The sequence below is a fragment of the Oribacterium sinus genome, assembly GCF_014202695.1.
Taxonomy (GTDB): Bacteria; Bacillota; Clostridia; order Lachnospirales; family Lachnospiraceae; genus Oribacterium; species Oribacterium sinus.
Map to the genome: position 1 here is coordinate 149158 of NZ_JACHHH010000004.1, position 19464 is coordinate 168621.

Consider the following 19464-nt stretch of genomic DNA (forward strand, 5'->3'; position numbering starts at 1 on the left):
CTGAGTAAGAATAAGGAAAGAAGATTCTAAGAAAGTGGAAAAGCAATCTTAAAGGAAACTTCCGGAAAGTCTAAGAATGTCTAAGAACTTTTCGAAAGTCTGAAAGAAAGCTTTCGGATTCTTTCAAAGAATCGTAAACCCAACAGTACGAAAAAGGTGGTCGATGGCATGAAGAATTATCGTAGAAATAATTATATAGGGAAGATGAAGAAGGGATTCAAGCAGAAGTTATCCTTGCTGATGATTGCTTGTCTTTTGTTCACCGGCTATCGTGGACTTACCATTTCCGGACGAGCAGATTCCTCTCACACCGAACAGAATAACGAAATCGAAGTAAGCGGAAGCCAGGTAAAGGTACAGCTCCTTGGTGCGGATCTTCGGAGAGCAGCTACAGAGGCTATCCTGAAGGGCGAGAAAGTAGGGAAGAGCAATCTTCGTTCCTACAGTAAGGATCAGGAACTGGCGACAGAGTTCGAAGAGTACTTTGATGGAGAGAAAGAGATTTACAACATTCCTCTGAACAGTATCGCCGAGAACCTGGAAGAAAGCCTGAACGCTGAAGAAGCCGGCTTACAGATTTATGTAGAAAGAGATGCGAAGGACTTAGACAGATTAGTTCGTAAGGAAAGTAAAGAAAGCTTACTGCTCTACAGTAAAGAGAGTGCAGTAGCAGGACTTCTTCCCAAGAAAGAAGAAGCAACAACAGTTTCCTTAACAGAAGAGAAAGCATCTGACAGTAACCTTGAAAGAAACACAGAGTTAACCGGAAGCGAGCTCATCACCTTCGTGTATGAGAACAAGTCTACAGAAAGAATGACCTTCCAGCTCTCTGTTGATGGTAATAAATATCCGAAAGTAACCGTAGCTTCCAAGACAAGCCTGTTCAAGCAGTTCTTGGGCGATGCCAAGAAGGCACAGGCAGAAGCTAAGAATGCCAAGGCTACAGAAGCTAAGGTGGAAAGCACAGAAGCACAGACTGTAGAAGCTTCCAAGGCAGAAGAGAGTTCTGCCGAAGCTAAGCAGGAAGTGGTAGAAAGTAAAGCAACTAAAGCTACAGAAGAAAGCAAGGCTTCCGAAGAAGCACGTAAGGATGATTCTGAAGTAGCAATCGTAAGTACCGCTGCAGAAGCAGTAGCGGAATCCACTGAAGCTAAGGCTGAGGTGAAGACAGAAGCTTCCGAGGAAGCGACAGAAGCTAGAGTAGAAGCTACTGAAGCGGAAGTTAAAGAAGCAGCAGCTAAAGCCGAGACAGCTCAGGCTGAAAAGGCAACAGAAGCACAGAAAGCGGTTGTAGAAGACAGCAGTCTTCTGAAAGATATTACAGAGCACAGTGAAGAAATCCTTCCTGAATTACAATCTATTCGTTTTACCCAGTACAGCTTGAACGAACTTGGTAGAAAGAGCCAGAACGTAGAAATCGAAGGATTCGGTAACGTACAGGTATTCTACGACGAAGCGGCATTTGACGGCGATGTAGTATTAGAAGCAAAGCGTCTCTTCAAGCCGGAGGAAGAAGCAGAAGGAGAAAAGCTTTCCGAAGAGCAGGTTAAGGTTCTGAAGGAGCATTCTATCTACGACGATGCAGCTAGCTTGGATATCCGCTTTGTGGATAAGAAAGACAGCGCTGTAGAAGTAGAGCCTAAGTCTCCGGTATCGGTAAGAATTAGCATTGATAAAAAGGCTTTGCCGGCAGAAGTGTCTTCTGATGAAATCTCCATTCATCATTTGGTGGAAAATGATGAAACAAAAGCCATTGAAAAAGTTGAAGTAGTGGTTCAGTCCTTAAAGGCTAAAAATGAAGAGGCTACAGAACTTAATGAAACTACAGAACCTTTGGTAAAAGAAGAAAATAAAGAAGAAATAATCACTAAAGAGTTTGTTGTGGATTCTTTCTCGCTATATCAGATTAACTGGAATGACAGCGCTGTACAGTATTGCCCACCAATTATATTCCATTATGTGGATAAGAACTTTAATGAAATTGGGCCAACGGTTAGGACAGTAAAAACGTATAAAACAGGGTTGGAAAAGTATATTAAAAAAGAGAAATCAGATCCAAAAACTTGGCAGTTGGAAGTGCCCGGTGATGCTCAAGGTGATATTAATATCTTTGATAAGAGCAATAAATCAGGAGAGGCGTATAAAACATTCAACGGATATGATTTTCTGGCTGCTTATCCATATAAACCGGGTTTAGATAATCTTGATAAAATAGTTAATGGGCACACTAATGATTATTTCGATATAAATTATAAATATAATCAAGACGCTAATACAAAATATAACGGAAATTTTCGCAGTGGTATAAGTAAGATTGATAATTTGGGTTATATCATTGATGGGCAAAGATATGTTTGGTACACACTGAGAAAAGGAACAGCTCATTACGAAAAGAATTGCGCATATGAATTTTATTTTGTCTATGACTTAGAAAATAAAACGGGACAAACCATCACGGATGAGCATGAAGAAAGTAATGAAAAGTACATTACCAACAATCTTGATGGAACCTATGATTTGACTTTAACGGCTAAGGCAAGCTATAAGAACAAAGAAAAGTTGGATGTTGTATTCCTTGTAGATACTACAAGAAGTATGAATTTACCATTCGGCACGGAAAATGGCTTGGCTCGATATACGAGTAATGACTATGACAAATCAGGAAATAGTCGTAAAGCTAAAGTTAATGAGCAAATCAATAAGTTAGTAGATAGCCTCTCCCAAAATGAAAACTACGATCTGCAATATGCGCTTGTAGGATTCGGAGGAAATAGAACAGTCAATGTAGCGGATAACCGATTTGTATATAAGAATGTTTCGGTTATGGATGCGAACGGAAAAGAAATTAAGAAATACAGCGTTCCTATTATTGGAGAGAATGATCTTACAATTGAAGATACTCCTTATAACGATGCTGAAATTTATGGTTATACAAAAAATGCAGCGGAGTTTAAGCAGAGACTGAAGAGCTTGCCTGAAAATCAAAATGAGGTAGATGGAAGAAACTACTCAGCAGGAATCATTGGACTAAGATATGTTCTGGACGGATTTGGAAAAACAGCAATACCAAACGACAAAATTCGAGATGGCAATGCGCCTAGATCTGATGCCAAGAAGATATACATTATGATATCTGATGGAGATCCTACTTATAGCTATACAACTACAGACGGTCTTTATGATGATACAATCATGAGATTCAAGTTTGGAAATGATAGATTCCAATACGAAAAGAACTTAGCAAAAGGCTATACTTATGGAAATGGTAGAGATTTCAGTAGAGTAGGTCTAAATCAGGCAAGAGGATATTTGGCTCAAGTAGGAGGATATTCCGCCTTCTATACAATTGGAGTTGGTAACCAGCAAAACTGGAAGCATTTGAGAGAGTTAACCGAGGAGCATGGTTATGACTTGGATCCAAAGTGGGCTAGCATAGGGAATAGAAAGTTTATTCGTTCCGGTTCACCACTTGCAATAGGTGCAGACGGTCAGATTTTTGATGGATCCACACCTGAAAATCTTGCAAATAGCTTTAAGCAGTTATCTGATAAGATTGCACCAAAGAAAGCAACGAACATTACAATTAATGATACCTTTAGTGAAAACGTGGATTTAGTAGCAAATACAGAGCTTGTTGCGGAAATCTATAAGCTAAAGGAAAATAATGTAGAGGCTGATGGAAATGCCTTAACACCGGCAGAGTACAACAAACTTGGCTTAAATAAGCTGGTAACAGAAAAGCATTGGAACAGTGTAAAAAATAGACAGGAAATCAGTCTAGAGACAGATCCAAAGAATTTTGAATTACCGGCAGGCTATGAAATTCGTCTTACAGCTAAGATTAAGCCTAGTAAGATAGCTTATGAAAAGCTTAGAAAAGGTTTGGCGGAAACAGATCAGGGAATGAAGAGAACTGATTTGAATGATATCTACAAAACCTATCTAAACGGCAGGGTATATGGAGATGCTAATAAATATGGGGCGTCTACAGATATTCATGGACTCTTCACCAATGATGAAGCAAAATTCAATTATAGTTGGAGAGGAAAACCTCAAGAAAAGCCCTATAACAAACCAATAGTGAAAGTTCAAAGCCGAGATTTCAAAATCGAAAAGCAGATTGTTGGCCTTGATGGAAATGGTTATATAACATCAGACAATAAGAGCAAAAACAATGGAAATAATGCGGCTTCCGGATTTACTAAGCTGGGTATTGAGATATTAAAAGATATCAAGTTTACAGTATATGAAATACAAGATGATGGCACAGAAAAAGAGTATGTCAGCTTCAAGCTTTATCAAGATGGCAACAGCGAAGATCAAAGCAAAGAAGGAATCATCAAGGTAGGCGATATTACTGTAAAGAGACATCAGGTTCAGTACATCAAAGAGTATGATAGATTATCCTTGGGATATACAATAACTGGTCTGGATCCAAGTAAGAAATATAAGGTTAAGGAAACTGTTTCAGGAAAATCTTATCAGTATATAAATGTATCTGAGAACTTCGCTAATCTTAAATATGAATTCAAGGAGTCATCAAATGATTCCAATGAAGAGGCATTTAAGTTAACAGACGGTAAAGTAGTAACAATCAAAAATACCTACGAAAAAGAAAATCCAAAGAAAAAAGTTACTATTGAAAAGAAAGTTAAGAATATTTACACCGGCAATTACTTGACACCGGAAGAAGACAAAACAACCTTTGATTTCTACTTAAGACTTTATCATCCAAGACATAAAGTAAATGGAGAAACTGTAAATGGTGATCCACTTAGCAAAACAGAAATGGAAGATGTATTGAAAAGCTTCCCAAGCAACATAAGAAGCAAAATAATCGATATAGTCGAAATTCCACCTAACCAAACAACAACGCCTAAGAAGTATGCATTCCACTTCCAACTAAAGGCTAACCAGAAGCTGGAATTTGAATTAGATGAGAATTTAGACTATGACTATGCCGAGAAAGTGCTTCCGGGGTACTTGGAACCGGGTATTTCTGTAGATGAAGTGGGAAAAACGATTGGTAGAGTATGTTCAGTTATTATAGAAAATCATGATGATACTCACTGGTATACATGTTTTAGATTCAGCGCAAAGACTGATTATTATGTTACCTTTGTAAACAAAGCCAATAAGATTGCTCCGGCAACCGGTATTGTAAGAGACATCACTCCATACCTCTTCGGAATCTTCGGATTTGTAGCGATGGCAGGAGCATACCTCACCATTAGCAAAAAAAGAAGAGAAGCATAAAACTCCTCTTCAGTACATTCTCAATTAAACATTCACCCGCTTCTGCTACAGATACATCTGTTGCAGGACAGAAGTTGGAAAAGAACTTCGTAACAGAAGACCGACGAAAGGAGTTGAAATGGCGACTCCTGCGTCACTACAACAGCTGCATCTGTAGCAGAAGCGGACTGAATAATTGCCTTTAGATACACTATCGGCAAAGACAAAACAAATATAAGTCTTTTTTCTTAGGAAAAAGAAAGGAGGTTCAGGCATGGTACGGCATGGTAAATTGGCGAGGGAACGCCCACGGAGCCGAAGGATGTATCTCGATACAACGTGAGCTGAAACTCAACAAGTCACTTTAATAATTCGAAGGGTCGCGCCTTCTAATTATAAATCACACAACGTTTCTACTATTTTTAAAAAAGGAGAACAAGATGAGAAAGAATTTAAACAAGCTTGCTACTCTGGCATTATCCGGAATGATGGTAATGTCTATGGCAGTACCTGCTTTTGCGCAGGACGTTCCATTCCAGAAGAGAGTTCACACCGATGGTAAGACTCTTGCACCAAACACAACCTTTAATTTTAAGGTTACCCCTGCAGCTCAAGCTGGAACTTATAAGTTTGAAAAAGATGGAAAAAATGTAACTGAGGCTACTAAGCCGGGACCTGCTAACGGTGTTACCATTACAGGTGCTACATTCGCTCCGGAAGCTAAGAAGTTTGGAGAAGAGACCGGTGCAGATTTCGGTATCTTTAAGTCCAATGCTACTATCCATGTAGATGAGTCTAAGTTTGGTGACTTAGGATACTATGAGTATGATATGGAAGAGGTAGATGACAAGTACGAGGGTATCTACTACACAAAGTCTAAGTTTAAGATTTATGTATTAAAGTATGTAGATGAGAACAATGCTACTCAGTTCATCACCAAGGTAGTTCGTGTTAAGAAGGCTAACGGACAAGCTGATAACACCAAGGTTGAAGGCGTAGACAACAACTATGGTAGAGAAACTCCACCACCTGAGAATCCGGATATTCCTCCTGTAACACCTCCAGAGACTCCCGGAACACCTCCCGAGACTCCCGGAACACCTCCCGAGAATCCGTATGATACAACTCACGAGGTAACTGTTAGAAAGAGAATTCTTGGAAAAGTTGCTAACCACAGCGATAAGTTCGAGTTCTATGTAACAGTGGTTCCTGGTGATCGTAATGGACAGAAGGGTGCTGAGTTATACAATGTTGAGCCTGAAGGAGATGTTAACTTAAACGGCATTAAGGCATTCACAGCAAGTAGTGAGTCTGCAAAGATTGTTGTTGGAGATAACGGCGGATTCACCATCACCGGATTAACCAAGGGCGATAAGGTATTCGTACGAGAGGGTGCTACTACTTACGTAATGACTGCAGGAGCTGTTGCAGGAAAAGAGTCCTACATTAAGGAACTTGATGTTCAGGGACTTACAGCTAGCTTCAACGCTGTAAAGGACGATGCAGAAGTAGACATCAAGAACACTAAGGATGTAACTACTCCTACCGGTATCGTAATGAATGTTGCTCCTTACGCTATGATGCTTGCAGTAGCTGGCGGATTAGGTGTAGTATTCATGAACCGCAAGAAGGAAGAGGAATAATTCTTTCTGACTTATAATGTTTTCAGAATATGGCGTTAACTTACCGTAGAGCATAAATTCTTCTTCTCCAAAAATAGCGCGAAAGTAAGAGAACAAGATATTTTGAATCAGTATCAAAATCTCCGGGTGGCTTTGCCACCCGGAAGAGATACTGAAAATCGTATGTAGATTGGTTTTTTGAAAGCTTCAAGGAACCCATGTACACACGGTGTACAGCAGGAAAAGGAGTGGAAAGGACAAGGAATGAACACAGCAGCAAAAGCCGCTAGAGCCGGAGATAAAGTATTATCAATCCTGGCTATTGTCCTCATGGTTACCATGCTGGCCTTTGGTGGATACTCCCTTTGGGACACTTACATTACGATGTCGGGTGCATTCCTAGGAAGAGATTTATTAAAGTACAAGCCCTCAGTGGAGAATCCGGAAGATACCAGATTAAGTCTGGAAGAGTTACTAAAAATTAATCCGGATACAAGAGGCTGGATAACCATTGACGGAACCCACATTGACTACCCCATGGTTCAGGGAAAAGACGATTTGGAGTATGTAAACAGGGATGTAACAGGAGAATTTTCCCTTTCAGGGTCAATTTTCTTAAGTGCCTATAATAAGGCGGATTTTTCGGACCCCTATATGCTGACTTATGGACACCACATGGATAACGGGGGAATGTACGGAGATGTAATGGAGTATATCGACAAAGATTACTTCGATAAGCATCTCACGGGAAATCTTTTTATGCCGGATGGCAGAGCGCGGAAGATGGAAGTTTTTGCCGCTATCGAGTGTGATGCCTATGACCGTATGATTTATCAGGTAGAAGGCAAAAAGGGACACATCATGGAACTGGTGGAATATTTGAAAAAAAATTCCACAAACTTTAGAGATATCGGGCTAAAGGAAAGCGATCAGATTATGTCACTCTCCACCTGTGTATCACTGGAAACAAATGGTAGGGTTGTTTTGTTCGCAAGAGTAAACCCATAAGGGAGGAAAACGGAAATGAAAGCAAAAGACATTTTAATAAAGGCTGGTACAGTATTATCAGCGGTGCTATTCCTTTCCGCAGGATTGGGATTTTCATCCCAGGCAGCTGCGCAAAGTGCAAGCTTAAAGATTCCGGTAAAGATTAGCACATCAGGCGCTGCACCGGAGGAAACCTATACAGTGACGATTGAAAGAGATCCTTCCAATCCAAACGCTCCACTACCATCACCAAATCAGGTTAGCGTTACAGGAAACGGAGCTAAGGACTATATCCTGGAATTTCCGGAGATTATATATACCACAGAAGGTGACTACAAGTATACAATCAAGCAGACTGTAGGAACACAAAGTAATTTCACCTACGACAGTAGAACCTATACACTTTTGGTAAAGACTACGGAAATTACTAGAGATGCCAATGGGAATGCAGTATCTCCTTATATTTTACCGGTGTTCTGGGTAGGAACCGGAGAGAATTCTGCAAAGCACGGAGATATTTCTTTCTATAACCGTTATAACAGAAATCCTAATCCCGGACCTAACCCCGGTCCAAATCCAAGACCTAATCCGGGGCCAAATCCTAATCCAAACCCGAACCCGAATCCCAGTAACCCTTCCGTACTTGGTGCAACAAGACCTAGTAGCGTAGAACCCGGAGTTCTCGGCGTAGACAGAGAGCCAAAGGTTCCTGAAGTATTGGGAGCATTGAGACAGGTAGCAACTGGAGATGCAAGCTTCATGGCATTATACGGACTCTTTGCAGCATTATCCCTCATGTCTCTTCTTTTCTGGGGACTTGGTTATAAAAAGCAGGGACAGAAGAAAGAGAATAGAGGCTAAATCTAAAGATTCAGCCATATACAATCAACTAAGGATTTGATTCGATGCGATTTTTTCAGAATCGCAAAAACCCAAGGATGGACAAGCCGAAAGGCACTTCAGGCTAAGCAACTTCATTGACGAATCATAGCTTAAGTTGAGCGAAAGAGGAAGAAGTGAAAAGCACCTAATGCTTATCCTAAAAAATATAAGTGCAAAAGTTGTAGAAGCAACTGGTGTGACACCGTGGGACATGGTGCTATATGTCCTAGATGAAAATCTATTTGTTCTAAAAAACTTCCAAGTTCTGCTTGGAAGTTTTTTGTACTATAATAAATCATAAGCTATAAATATTTACAGGCTATAAATATTCACAGGTTGTATGCTTAAAAAGCTGAGTTATGCAAAGATAAGAACTTTTAAGGCTACATCTTACATATAGGACAAAAATATAAGCATGTAAAAGAAAGAATATAAGGTAAAAATAGAAATATAGAGCAAAGGATAGCAATGGATAAAAAAACAACAGTATTTTTGGCAAAAAAATTATTTACAGAATTGGTCTTTAATACCGCTTACATTGAAGGTGTGAACGTTACCTTCCCTCAGACGCAGACTATATTGGATGGCGGAATCGTGAATCAGGTACCGGTTTCCGATATACAGACAGTGCTGAACCTAAGAGATGCCTGGCGCTATTGTATCAACAACTTTGAAAGCACGACAAACTATGACTTCCTTTGTAAATTAAACGAAATGGTATCTCGCAATGAAAGCTTGGCTTGGGGAAGTTTGAGAACAGGCAAAGTCGGCATCAGCGGAACGGAGTATATGCCTGAAATACCCAGGGAAGATGAAGTAAAGGAACAGCTACATAAGATTCTTTCCATATCCGATACGGTTGAGAAAGCATTGGAAAGCTTTTGCTATATCGTCTATCATCAGCTCTTTTGGGATGGGAACAAAAGAACAGCAACAATATTTGCCAGCAAAATACTTATGGAAGCAGGGATGGGCATTCTGAGTATCGGAAAGTCTGAAGGAGAGAAGTTTAACGAGACTCTATTACAGTATTATGATACGGGAGACAGTAAGGAGCTAAAGGAATGCTTAAAGACTTGCATACTTTCGATGTGATTATAGACTATCTCTGTAAATCGGAAGAACTTTAAAACATTTTCCTCATTCTATGGTATAGTGGTTAAGAAATTATCAATCTATCCTTGGGGGCAGATGAAAAAAGTAGCTTGAGAAACTTGAAAAGTGTTGAAAAGAAAACCCGAACAATGAAAGAAAATGGAGGAAAAGTCCGATGGCATTACAAGTAGAAAAAGGAAGACCGGCACAGAATGAAGGCAGAAGCAAGAAGGAGCTTGCGGTTTACGATTATCTGGACAAGCAGGGCATTGCCTATGAGAGAGTAGACCATCCTGAGGCGCATACCATGGAAGATTGTATTCCCATCGAAGAAGCTTTGGGAGCAAAGGTTTTCAAGAACCTGTTTTTAACCAACGGTAAGCATAGCTATTACTATTTGCTCCTGATGCCGGGAGATAAGCCCTTTAAAACCAAGGAGCTTTCCGCACAGCTTGGCGTATCCCGTCTTTCCTTTGCTGAACCGGAGGAGATGGAAGAGGTGCTGGGATGTACACCGGGCTCTTCCTCCATTTTCGGACTGATTCATGATAAAGAGGATCTGGTAGAGCTTTTGGTGGATAAGGATCTGATGAAGGAAGAATATCTCTGTGCCCATCCCTGCCATAACATTGCCACCTTGAAGGTGAAGACATCCGATCTTTTTGGCAAGTTCTTAAAGTCCACAAAGCACTATAAGACAGAGGTGCAATTAAAGGGCGAGGAATAGGACAATAGAAAAAGACGAAGTGTAAATAAAACGGTAAGAACATCGAAAAATAAAGCGTTAAGAACATCGAAACTCCTTGACATAGGGCAAGTCTCCATGCTATCCTATAGCAGAACTTGGGGCAACGCCCTATTTTTTATGCACTAATTTCGTAGTCATGCGAAGTTAAAAATCATTGGAGGTGAAAGCCGTGCGTACAAAGATTATATTAGCATGTACAGAATGTAAGCAGAGAAACTACTTTATTACCAAAGAGAAGAAGCTTCATCCGGAGCGTATGGAAGTAACAAAGTTTTGCAAGTTCTGTAAGAAGCACACGCTGCATAAGGAGACAAAGTAATGCAAGATGAAAAGAAATCCGGAGGAGCCGGATTCATTGCAGGGTTAAAATCTGAATTTAAGAAGATTGTTTTCCCCACACGTCAGGAAGTGATTAAGCACTCTGTTGCAACCATCGTTCTTAGTGTGTTGGTAGGCCTTTTGATTACAGGTTTAGACATTGCTATGAAGTGGGGTCTTGGATTGATTCTTGTAAAGTAAAGGTGGGAATATGGCAGAGAAGAACACAGAAGCCCGTTGGTATGTAGCCCATACCTACTCCGGCTATGAGAACAAGGTGAAGATGGACTTAGAGAAGACCATTGACAACCGTGGTCTTCAAGATGTGATTTTAGAGGTCAGCGTTCCCATGCAGCCGGTTATTGAAGTAAAGAATGGCGTAGAGAAGAAAACCGACAAGAAGATGTTCCCGGGATATGTTCTGGTGAACATGGTGATGAACGATGAAACCTGGTATGTGGTTAGAAATACCAGAGGCGTTACCGGATTCGTCGGTCCCGGATCGAAGCCGGTCCCCCTTTCTGAGGAAGAGATACTGACCTTAGGCTATAGAAAGTCTGAAGTTTTGGTTGACTTCGCAGAGGGAGACACCGTAAGCGTAGTCTCCGGTGCTTGGAAGGATACCGTTGGTGTCATTACAGAAATCAATGACCAGAAGAAGACCGTCACCATTAACGTGGAAATGTTCGGTAGGGATACTCCTGTTGAGCTTTCCTATGGTGAAGTACAGAAGTTAAGATAAGATTTGGTAATACCCGAGGGATTTTATCCCATGGAGTACATTTAGCCACCGCTTGCAAAGCAAGCTCGTGGGAGGGTTTACCCGCAATTACCACAAGGAGGTGCCTATATGGCAAAGAAAGTAGAAGGATACATTAAATTACAGATTCCCGCTGGAAAAGCAACTCCAGCACCCCCCGTTGGACCTGCATTAGGACAGCACGGGGTTAACATCGTTGCCTTCACTAAGGAGTTCAATGCTAGAACTGCTAATGAAGGGGACATGATCATTCCTGTTGTTATTACCGTTTACGCAGATAGAAGTTTCAGCTTTATTACAAAGACTCCTCCTGCTCCTGTTCTCATTAAGAAAGCTTGTAAGCTGCAGAAGGGTTCAGGCGAGCCAAATAAGAATAAAGTTGCTACTATCTCCAAGGCTGACCTTCAGAAGATTGCCGAGACTAAGATGAAAGACTTAAACGCTGCATCATTAGAATCTGCAATGTCCATGATCGCAGGTACCTGCAGATCTATGGGTGTTAAGGTAGAAGAGTAAAAGAAGGAGGCTTTGATACATGAAACAGGGAAAGAGATATGCCGAAGTGGCAAAGGCTGTAGATAGACAGGTTAAGTACGCTGAGTTGGACGCAATTCAGTTGGTAAAGAAGAATGCAACTGCTAAGTTCGATGAGACTGTAGAGTTACACATCAGAACCGGTTGTGACGGACGTCACGCTGACCAGCAGGTTCGTGGTTCTGTAGTTCTTCCTGCAGGAACCGGTAAGAACGTTCGTATCTTAGTATTCGCTAAGGACGCTAAGGCTGATGAGGCTTTGGCTGCAGGCGCAGACTTCGTTGGTGCAGATGACCTTGTACCAAGAATTCAGGACGGTTGGTTCGACTACGATGTAGTAATCGCAACTCCTGATATGATGGGTGTAGTTGGACGTATCGGACGTTTGCTTGGACCTAAGGGCTTAATGCCAAACCCAAAGCTTGGAACCGTTACTATGGATGTAGCCAAGGCTATCGCTGATACTAAGGCCGGTAAGGTTGAGTACAGACTGGACAAGGCAAACATCATCCACGTTCCTGTCGGAAAGGCTTCCTTCTCCGAGGAGCAGTTAAAGTCCAACCTGGATGCATTAATGGCAGCCATCGTAAAGGCTCGTCCATCTTCCTTAAAGGGAACCTACCTGAAGTCCATCACCTTGACTTCTACCATGGGCCCCGGCGTGAAGTTAGACGGATTACAGTTCGGCGCATAATAAAAATTTTAAGTAGGCTATAAAAAATCAAAAAAATTTTCTAAGCAATATAGGTCTGAAACGGGGCACGCTCTCGCTAGCTTCGCCACGTAGCGGATACTAAGCGAAAAACTGCGTTTCTCTTGTTTTTCGCAAGTACCGACGGGCTCAGACTACCCCGGATTCAGACCTATATTGCCGAAAATTCTCTATTATTTTGATTTTTTATAGCCTCTTTTTTTTTCTGTCTGCCAAGGGACATACGATCAAATAACATCATCCTAATCTACTCCTTTATTAATAAGCTGTTTAAGATCCTTGGGGGCATATAGTAGCCACTTTGGGTGAAAAATATTCTCTCTTATTTCCTGAGTTAGATAAGTTTTGCTGGAAGAGGAGCATGAAATACATTTTAAGAAAAAATCTTTGGAAAGAGATAAATCCTTTTTATAAAACTCCAAAATATATCCAACTTTTTGGTAAAGCTGCTTTTTACTATAGCCTTCTAAAACATCCAGTAACTTTTCTTCATTTAGAGAGGGAATCAGTTCCAGGCATCGTAAAATTTCCTCAAGCCCTGCGATTTTGTCCATGTCAAAAATACTATCAATGACAGTACGTTCAAGGGATGTTACTCTCACTCTGTTATTCATATCCGATATCTCTATAGCATTTGCCTTTGGAAGTGGTATATACTCTATTCCGTCATAAGTAAAAGGACGAACATTTTTGCACGTGGAAAAATAAACTTCGTAGAATACTTGATTGGCATAGCCGTAGTATTCAAATGCGCTATGATGAGAGATACAAGCATCTTGTGTAACTTGTGATGCTATTTGAAACCTATTGGCTATGGGCTGTTCGGTTTCCATACTGATTACGATGTATAGATTACGCCTTACACGTTCGATATATCCCCTATTTAGATAAGTTTTGATTTGCCAATCAGCAGCTTTTTCGGATCCGCAGAGCTGAACCATGTCTACATAACTGAAACATCGTAAACGTGCTAATTCTTTATATAAATCCATTTGTCACCTCCGACCTTCGTTTCTATTTTACATCAAAATCCTAGGAAATACAGGGTTTTTGATGGAAAATAGAAATTAATTATAGAAGATGTTTACGACATAGGTTTTGCAACAGAAATTTGGAGTATTATAGAATTTAAGTTGCGCTAAGTTGCAAAAACGTGAAAAATTCTTTATTTGAAAAATCAAAAACCGCATAAAATAAGGGTTTTTGAAGAGTACAGAGCGGAAATTTAAGTTGCAGTAAGTTGCAGTAAGTTGCAAATAGGCATTTTGCTTATAGTGAGAAACAATAAATTACAACAAATTTTGCATTTATTTAATATTTATGCGCAAAAAAATCATAATATTTTCTGAATTTCCTTTTAAACTAAAAAAGTAAGTCGAAAAAAATACATGTAACTTTTTTTGGAGAAGAAAGGAAGAAGAATGAAATTCAGAAATCAACTTACGTTACTCTTGACCATGACAGGCCTGGGGCTTCTTTCCCATGGAACCGCATTTGCGGAAACGAGGACAGAGCTTTGGGCGAAGGAAAGCCAGGGCTACGGCGCCAAGCTTCCCTACCTTCGCTACGAGGCGGAAGAGGGAGTTGGAAGAGATGCGGTGCTGAAGCACTCTACTGCTTACGATGAAGTGGAGATGGAGGCTTCCAACCAAAGCTATGTGCAGTTGACCAGGTCGGATTCTTCAGTACGCTTTACGGTAAAGAAGGCGGCCAATGCCATGACCCTTCGTTTTACCATGCCGGAGGATGCATCCGGAGAGCTGGAGATTTCGGTAGAGAGAAATGGAGAGCTTCTTGGAAAGAAAACGGTGGAGCTGGACAACAGCTCTGCCTGGCAGTATGTGAAGGAAAATGATGTTTTTGATGAAAATATAGCCGATTCTCATTCCCGTTTTCGTTTTGATGAGAGACATTTTCTCTTGGAAAATGACAACAAGGAACTAATGGAACTGGAGGCGGATGACGTTCTCACCATCCGCAGAACCGATAAAAAAGCGGATGAACTGGGAATCGACTTTATCGAGCTGGAGCAGGCTCCGGAAGCAAAGGGCGCCCCAAGCAACAGCATTTCCATCACGGACGCTCCTTACAGCGCGGTGCCAAACGATGGACAGGACGATTCCAAAGCATTTCTGGATGCCCTGAAAGACGCGGATGCGGAGAACAAGACCTTATATATTCCGGAGGGTACCTTCGATTTTGACCAAAAGCTGGTGCTAAGTGCTACAGATATGCGGATTACCGGTGCAGGAATCTGGCACACCCGGCTTCATTTTACCTCTGAGGAGCAGGCCGGAGGCGGTATCGAGTTTCTGGACAGCAGTTCAAATGTTGAGATGGATAACCTATACATGGATTCCGAATTAAAGTCCCGTTTTCATCAGGAGGCAAATTACAAGGGAATCGCCGGCGTTTTGGGAGAGAATTCCAAGCTGCATGACCTCTGGCTTGAGCATTTTGAGTGCGGAATCTGGGTAGGAGACTATGTGGAAGCGGATAAAATGAAATACACCGACAAGCTGACCGTTTCCAACAGCCGCATTCGAAACAACTTTGCGGATGGAGTAAACTTTGCCCAGGGAACCAAGAATTCCAAGGTGCAGAACTCCAATATCCGTGGAAATGGCGATGACGGTCTGGCAACCTTTGCCAGCAAGGCAGTTCTGGAAATCAAGGAAAATGTCAATGGAGAAGAGCGGGTTCGTTATATCCACACAGAATCCAAGCCGGCAAAGAACAATGCCTTTTTAAACAACACCGTGGAGCTGACCTGGCGAGCTTCAGGCATTGCCCTCCACGGCGGTGAAAACCATCGCATTGAAGGAAATCTGGTGAAGGACATCACTTCCGGTCCGGGCCTACGTGTCAGCACCGTTTTCCCCGGCTACAACTTTGATGACAACCAAAACATTTCCATTAAGAGAAATCTTCTGATTCAGACCGGAACCGACAATGACTTCTACGGTAATGCTTTAGCTTCCATTCATTTTGAGAAGCTTTTTGGGGAAATGAAGAAGATGAATGTTCAGGATAACCGCCTGATTAACTCTCCCCATGGAAAATATTCCGGAAACTTCTATATTCCGGAAGAGGGTACAACAGAAATTACTTTAAGAAATAACGAAGAGAAAAGTATTGATGTAGAGCCAATGCTGGCAGAGGAAGAGAAGAACTTCGCGCCATTATCCGAGGAAGAAAAGCTGGCAGAGGAGCAGAAGAAGGCGGAAGAACTAAAGAAGCAGGAGGAGCTAAAAAAAGCGGAAGAACTGAAGAAGGCGGCTGAGCAGGCGGAGCAGGCAAAGCATGAGGGTGAACAGCCCGGCTATGACGGCGCCCTGAATATCGAGCTCCACGATCAGGAAGAAATTCCAGAAACCGCAAACTTCAAACTCTATTGGTTCTCCGGCGAGACCGAGGAAAACGGCAGAACCGTCCGTTACTGGGTGAAGAAGCTGGAAGGCATTCATCTGGACGAGTCCATGGAATATTCCCTTGAGGACGGCACCAAGGTCTTCAACTTTACCCCGGATGACATCCCGGAGTATATTCCCATTTCCGGCACAGCCTTTGTAGAGGACTACTACTATGAGGGAGAGGACTGGATTCGTTGGGAAAGTCCGGAAGGGGTAGAGTATGTGAAAATTCGGTATTGGAGCTTGAAATAAGCTTTAAAATAGGATAATGCTCGACAGAATTCACCATTGTGATATACTTTTATGTAAAGTGAAAGGTGAATTTATGGGCGATTATATATTATATTTAGATGAAGCAAATAAAAATTCTACGAATCCATTTTTTTGTTTGGCTGGTATAGTAATTAGGCGTGATGAATATGAGAATTCATTAATTCCAAAAGTAAATGACCTTAAAGATAAATATTTTTCTACAACTAGCATAGTGTTCCACTATACAGAAATGAAGAAAAATATCAATGAATTTAAAATGTTTATCGACCAAAATCAAAGAGCGAATTTTTGGCAAGACTTTAATAAAATGCTCTCGTTAATTGATTTTACGACGTTAGGAGTTTATTTTGATGCAGAAAATTTTAAATCTGCTTATAGAGTAAAACATAATAAACATTATAATTACGCCTTTATCAATCTACTAAATAATTATATGACTTTTCTGAGGTATAAGAATCAGTCGATGGGATCTATTGTGTTTGAATCTAGGCAGTGGAATGAAAATGCTGAAATACAGAGATGCTTTATGCATATGCTGGAATGTGGTACAGACATCTATTCTGCCAAGGAATGTAATGAGCTTTTGTCTACTTTGAGTTTTTTTACAAAGAAGGATAATTGCGCCGGACTACAAATTGCAGATTTTGTTCCGGATTCTTTCATCCGAGAGCTTAATGGATCAAAGAATTTTTATAATGTTAAAGCTATCTTTCTCGAACGGTTGTTTGGGATAGAACAAAATCAACAGACAACCTTGGGTTTAAAAGCATTATGATAAATTTGACAGATTTATATTAAAAGCATATAATGAAAGTGCTGTGAGGGATGGTGTGACCTTGAACTTACAGTTGTGACGATGTATGAAGTGTGACTTCTTGTTGTTACATTTGTCTAAGGAAGGTTCGGGTAAGTAGTGTGACTACAAATCCGGCAAAGAATGATTCCCCAGCTGTCTGCATAGGCAGTTGGGAATTTTGTTTTTTAAATATAAGACATAGGATTTGTCCCTTAATATAATTATGTCTACAATTTGTGATTAAGCAATCTGCGATTTTTCTTGACATTATCTCGGAAAGATGCTAGTATCTGCAAGGTATTAACCGAAGACAGCAGGTATCTAAGCTTTCGAACTGGTTTTGCAGTTTTTCTGCGACAGTAAGAAGGACAGGATGTAAAGAGAAATCGCCCGCCGAGGAAAGAGCTAGGATTTATCCTATTATGTGCGTTCATCCCTTGTCTTTGGCAAGGGATTTTTTATTCTTCTAAAATGAAGTAACGGCTTTATGCGAGTTTATGTCTTGCATTTTCCGGATACTTTGAAGAAGAAAGCCTCTCGTTTCCGTTAATACTTTCTAGAAAAATTACAGAAGGAGGAAAGCAAGGAATGGCAAAGGTTGAATTAAAGCAGCCGATCATCGACGAGATTAAGGCCCTTTTGGACGGTGCTGTTGCCGCTACTGTTGTAGACTATCGCGGTCTTACCGTAGCACAGGACACAGAGCTTCGTAAAGCATTAAGAGAAGCCGGTGTACAGTACAAGGTTTTCAAGAACACCTTAATTAAGAGAGCCGCAGAGGGTACAGATTTTGCTCAGTTAGACGTAGTATTAGATGGACCTACTGCTTTGGCAGTATCTAAGGACGATGCTACAGCGGCAGCAAGAATTTTTGCAAAGTTTGCAAAAACAGCACCAAAGTTAGAGTTTAAGGGTGCAGTAGTGGAAGGAAAGTTCTACGATGCAAAGGCAGTTCAGGCATTGGCAGAGATTCCATCCAGAGAAGAGCTTCTTGGAAGACTTCTCGGATCCATCAAGTCCCCTGTCAGCAATTTCGCACGTGTGCTTAATCAGATTGCACAGAAGGACGGCGGAGAAGCAGCGTAAAGCAGCTTAATACGGAACTTATTCCGTGACATTTTCAAAAAATAAAAATAATGGAGGATAATACAATGGCAAAGTTAACTGTTGAAGAGTTTATTGCAGCAATTAAGGAACTTTCCGTAATGGAGTTAAATGATTTGGTAAAGGCTTGCGAAGAGGAATTCGGAGTTTCCGCAGCAGCAGGTGTAGTAGTTGCAGCAGCAGGCGCTGGTGCAGGTGCAGGCGCAGCTGAGGAAGAGAAGACTGAGTTCGACGTTGAGCTTACTGATGTAGGACCAAACAAGATCAAGGTTATCAAGGTTGTTCGTGAGGCTACCGGTCTTGGACTTAAGGAAGCTAAGGATCTCGTTGAGGCAGCTCCAAAGGTTCTTAAGGAAGGTGCTTCCAAGGCTGAGGCTGATGATATCAAGGCTAAGCTTGAGGCTGAAGGCGCTAAGATCACTCTTAAGTAATTTTTCTAGAGAAGATAAGAAGGTCGGGGAGAAATCCCTGACCTTTTTTAATTCTTAACGAGTATCGCTCGCGAAGTGTGCGATATTTTATCTTTTCATGGAGAGAAAGAGATGGAACGAGAGAAACAACAAGATATAAACCATGATATGCAAGAAACCGTTAAACCATCACAATATAAAAACCCAAAAGCAACGAAGATTCAGGAACTATTTGCCGGATGGGAAGATGACGGCCTTCGTCATCAAGAATTGGATTGGGGAAAAGCAGAAGGTAATGAGCTGAAAAAATAATATCCTTAAGCGACTGATGCAGTATGGGTCTGTAAGAGGGACAACCTGAGCCGTGGGTACTTGCAAACCAGCGAAGGGAAGGACTGTAGAAATCAATAAACTGAAGCGACAGATGGAGTATAGGTCTGTAAGAGGGGCAATCTGAGCTCACTGATATTTGCAGAAAGCCAGCGAAGGGAAGGACTGTAGAAATCAATAAACTGAAGCGACAGATGGAGTATAGGTCTGTAAGAGGGGCAATCTGAGCTCACTGATATTTGCAG

General features: G+C 41.2%; 17 protein-coding genes and 1 other annotated feature. Of the genes, 16 read left to right on the top strand and 1 reads right to left on the bottom strand.

Going from position 1 to position 19464, the window contains the following annotated elements; translation table 11 throughout:
- Nucleotides 1-168 precede the first annotated feature (168 nt).
- The 11 genes from HNQ46_RS05205 to rplA all read left to right on the top strand — a co-directional run bounded on the left by HNQ46_RS05205 (nucleotide 169) and on the right by rplA (nucleotide 12875).
- Nucleotides 169-5256, top strand: a complete 5088-nt coding sequence (locus HNQ46_RS05205; protein WP_183683624.1) for a hypothetical protein — start codon at nucleotides 169-171, stop codon at nucleotides 5254-5256.
- Nucleotides 5257-5675: 419 nt separating this feature from the next.
- Nucleotides 5676-6878 (top strand): QVPTGV class sortase B protein-sorting domain-containing protein, encoded by a 1203-nt coding sequence (locus HNQ46_RS05210; RefSeq protein WP_183683627.1) that lies wholly within the window; start codon nucleotides 5676-5678, stop codon nucleotides 6876-6878.
- Between the two features lie 243 nt (nucleotides 6879-7121).
- A complete protein-coding gene (gene srtB, locus HNQ46_RS05215) occupies nucleotides 7122-7865 on the top strand; it encodes a class B sortase (RefSeq protein WP_040649613.1) in 744 nt (247 codons plus the stop codon).
- 15 nt (nucleotides 7866-7880) lie between these two features.
- A complete protein-coding gene (locus HNQ46_RS05220; protein WP_183683629.1) occupies nucleotides 7881-8705 on the top strand; it encodes a Spy0128 family protein in 825 nt (274 codons plus the stop codon).
- Nucleotides 8706-9194: 489 nt separating this feature from the next.
- Entirely contained in the window at nucleotides 9195-9821 is a 627-nt protein-coding gene (locus HNQ46_RS05225; protein WP_183683631.1) for a Fic family protein, read from the top strand.
- Between the two features lie 175 nt (nucleotides 9822-9996).
- Complete coding sequence (locus tag HNQ46_RS05230) at nucleotides 9997-10548, top strand: prolyl-tRNA synthetase associated domain-containing protein (protein WP_183683633.1); 552 nt, start codon at nucleotides 9997-9999, stop codon at nucleotides 10546-10548.
- Nucleotides 10549-10738: 190 nt separating this feature from the next.
- On the top strand, nucleotides 10739-10888 hold the full coding sequence (rpmG, locus tag HNQ46_RS05235; protein ID WP_007158184.1) for a 50S ribosomal protein L33: 150 nt from the start codon (nucleotides 10739-10741) through the stop codon (nucleotides 10886-10888).
- On the top strand, nucleotides 10888-11088 hold the full coding sequence (gene secE, locus HNQ46_RS05240; protein WP_007158183.1) for a preprotein translocase subunit SecE: 201 nt from the start codon (nucleotides 10888-10890) through the stop codon (nucleotides 11086-11088). The genes rpmG and secE overlap by 1 nt, the downstream gene beginning before the upstream one ends.
- A 10-nt stretch (nucleotides 11089-11098) precedes the next feature.
- Complete coding sequence (gene nusG / locus HNQ46_RS05245) at nucleotides 11099-11629, top strand: transcription termination/antitermination protein NusG (protein ID WP_007158182.1); 531 nt, start codon at nucleotides 11099-11101, stop codon at nucleotides 11627-11629.
- 108 nt (nucleotides 11630-11737) lie between these two features.
- The gene (gene rplK, locus HNQ46_RS05250; RefSeq protein WP_007158181.1) at nucleotides 11738-12163 is read left to right on the top strand and encodes a 50S ribosomal protein L11; all 426 of its coding nucleotides are present in this window, start codon (nucleotides 11738-11740) and stop codon (nucleotides 12161-12163) included.
- A 19-nt stretch (nucleotides 12164-12182) separates the two neighbouring features.
- Nucleotides 12183-12875 carry a 50S ribosomal protein L1 gene (rplA, locus tag HNQ46_RS05255; protein WP_007158180.1) on the top strand — a complete coding sequence of 231 codons (693 nt, stop codon included), beginning with the start codon at nucleotides 12183-12185 and terminating at the stop codon, nucleotides 12873-12875.
- Between the two features lie 260 nt (nucleotides 12876-13135).
- On the opposite strand, the gene HNQ46_RS05260 is transcribed toward rplA, so the two are convergent.
- Nucleotides 13136-13885, bottom strand: a complete 750-nt coding sequence (locus HNQ46_RS05260; RefSeq protein ID WP_183683635.1) for a type IV toxin-antitoxin system AbiEi family antitoxin domain-containing protein — start codon at nucleotides 13883-13885, stop codon at nucleotides 13136-13138.
- Nucleotides 13886-14314: 429 nt separating this feature from the next.
- Between HNQ46_RS05260 and HNQ46_RS05265 the strand changes: the two genes are divergently transcribed.
- The 5 genes from HNQ46_RS05265 (at nucleotide 14315) to HNQ46_RS12050 (ending at nucleotide 19201) form a co-directional block, all read left to right on the top strand.
- On the top strand, nucleotides 14315-16558 hold the full coding sequence (locus HNQ46_RS05265; RefSeq protein ID WP_183683637.1) for a right-handed parallel beta-helix repeat-containing protein: 2244 nt from the start codon (nucleotides 14315-14317) through the stop codon (nucleotides 16556-16558).
- Nucleotides 16559-16631: 73 nt separating this feature from the next.
- A complete protein-coding gene (locus HNQ46_RS05270) occupies nucleotides 16632-17354 on the top strand; it encodes a DUF3800 domain-containing protein (protein WP_040649610.1) in 723 nt (240 codons plus the stop codon).
- A 307-nt stretch (nucleotides 17355-17661) separates the two neighbouring features.
- Nucleotides 17662-17845: a sequence feature (ribosomal protein L10 leader region), on the top strand.
- 118 nt (nucleotides 17846-17963) lie between these two features.
- On the top strand, nucleotides 17964-18461 hold the full coding sequence (gene rplJ, locus HNQ46_RS05275; RefSeq protein ID WP_040649608.1) for a 50S ribosomal protein L10: 498 nt from the start codon (nucleotides 17964-17966) through the stop codon (nucleotides 18459-18461).
- A gap of 65 nt (nucleotides 18462-18526) precedes the next feature.
- Nucleotides 18527-18910 (top strand): 50S ribosomal protein L7/L12, encoded by a 384-nt coding sequence (gene rplL / locus HNQ46_RS05280; protein WP_009428111.1) that lies wholly within the window; start codon nucleotides 18527-18529, stop codon nucleotides 18908-18910.
- Between the two features lie 111 nt (nucleotides 18911-19021).
- Complete coding sequence (locus tag HNQ46_RS12050) at nucleotides 19022-19201, top strand: hypothetical protein (protein ID WP_007158172.1); 180 nt, start codon at nucleotides 19022-19024, stop codon at nucleotides 19199-19201.
- Nucleotides 19202-19464: the final 263 nt, after the last annotated feature.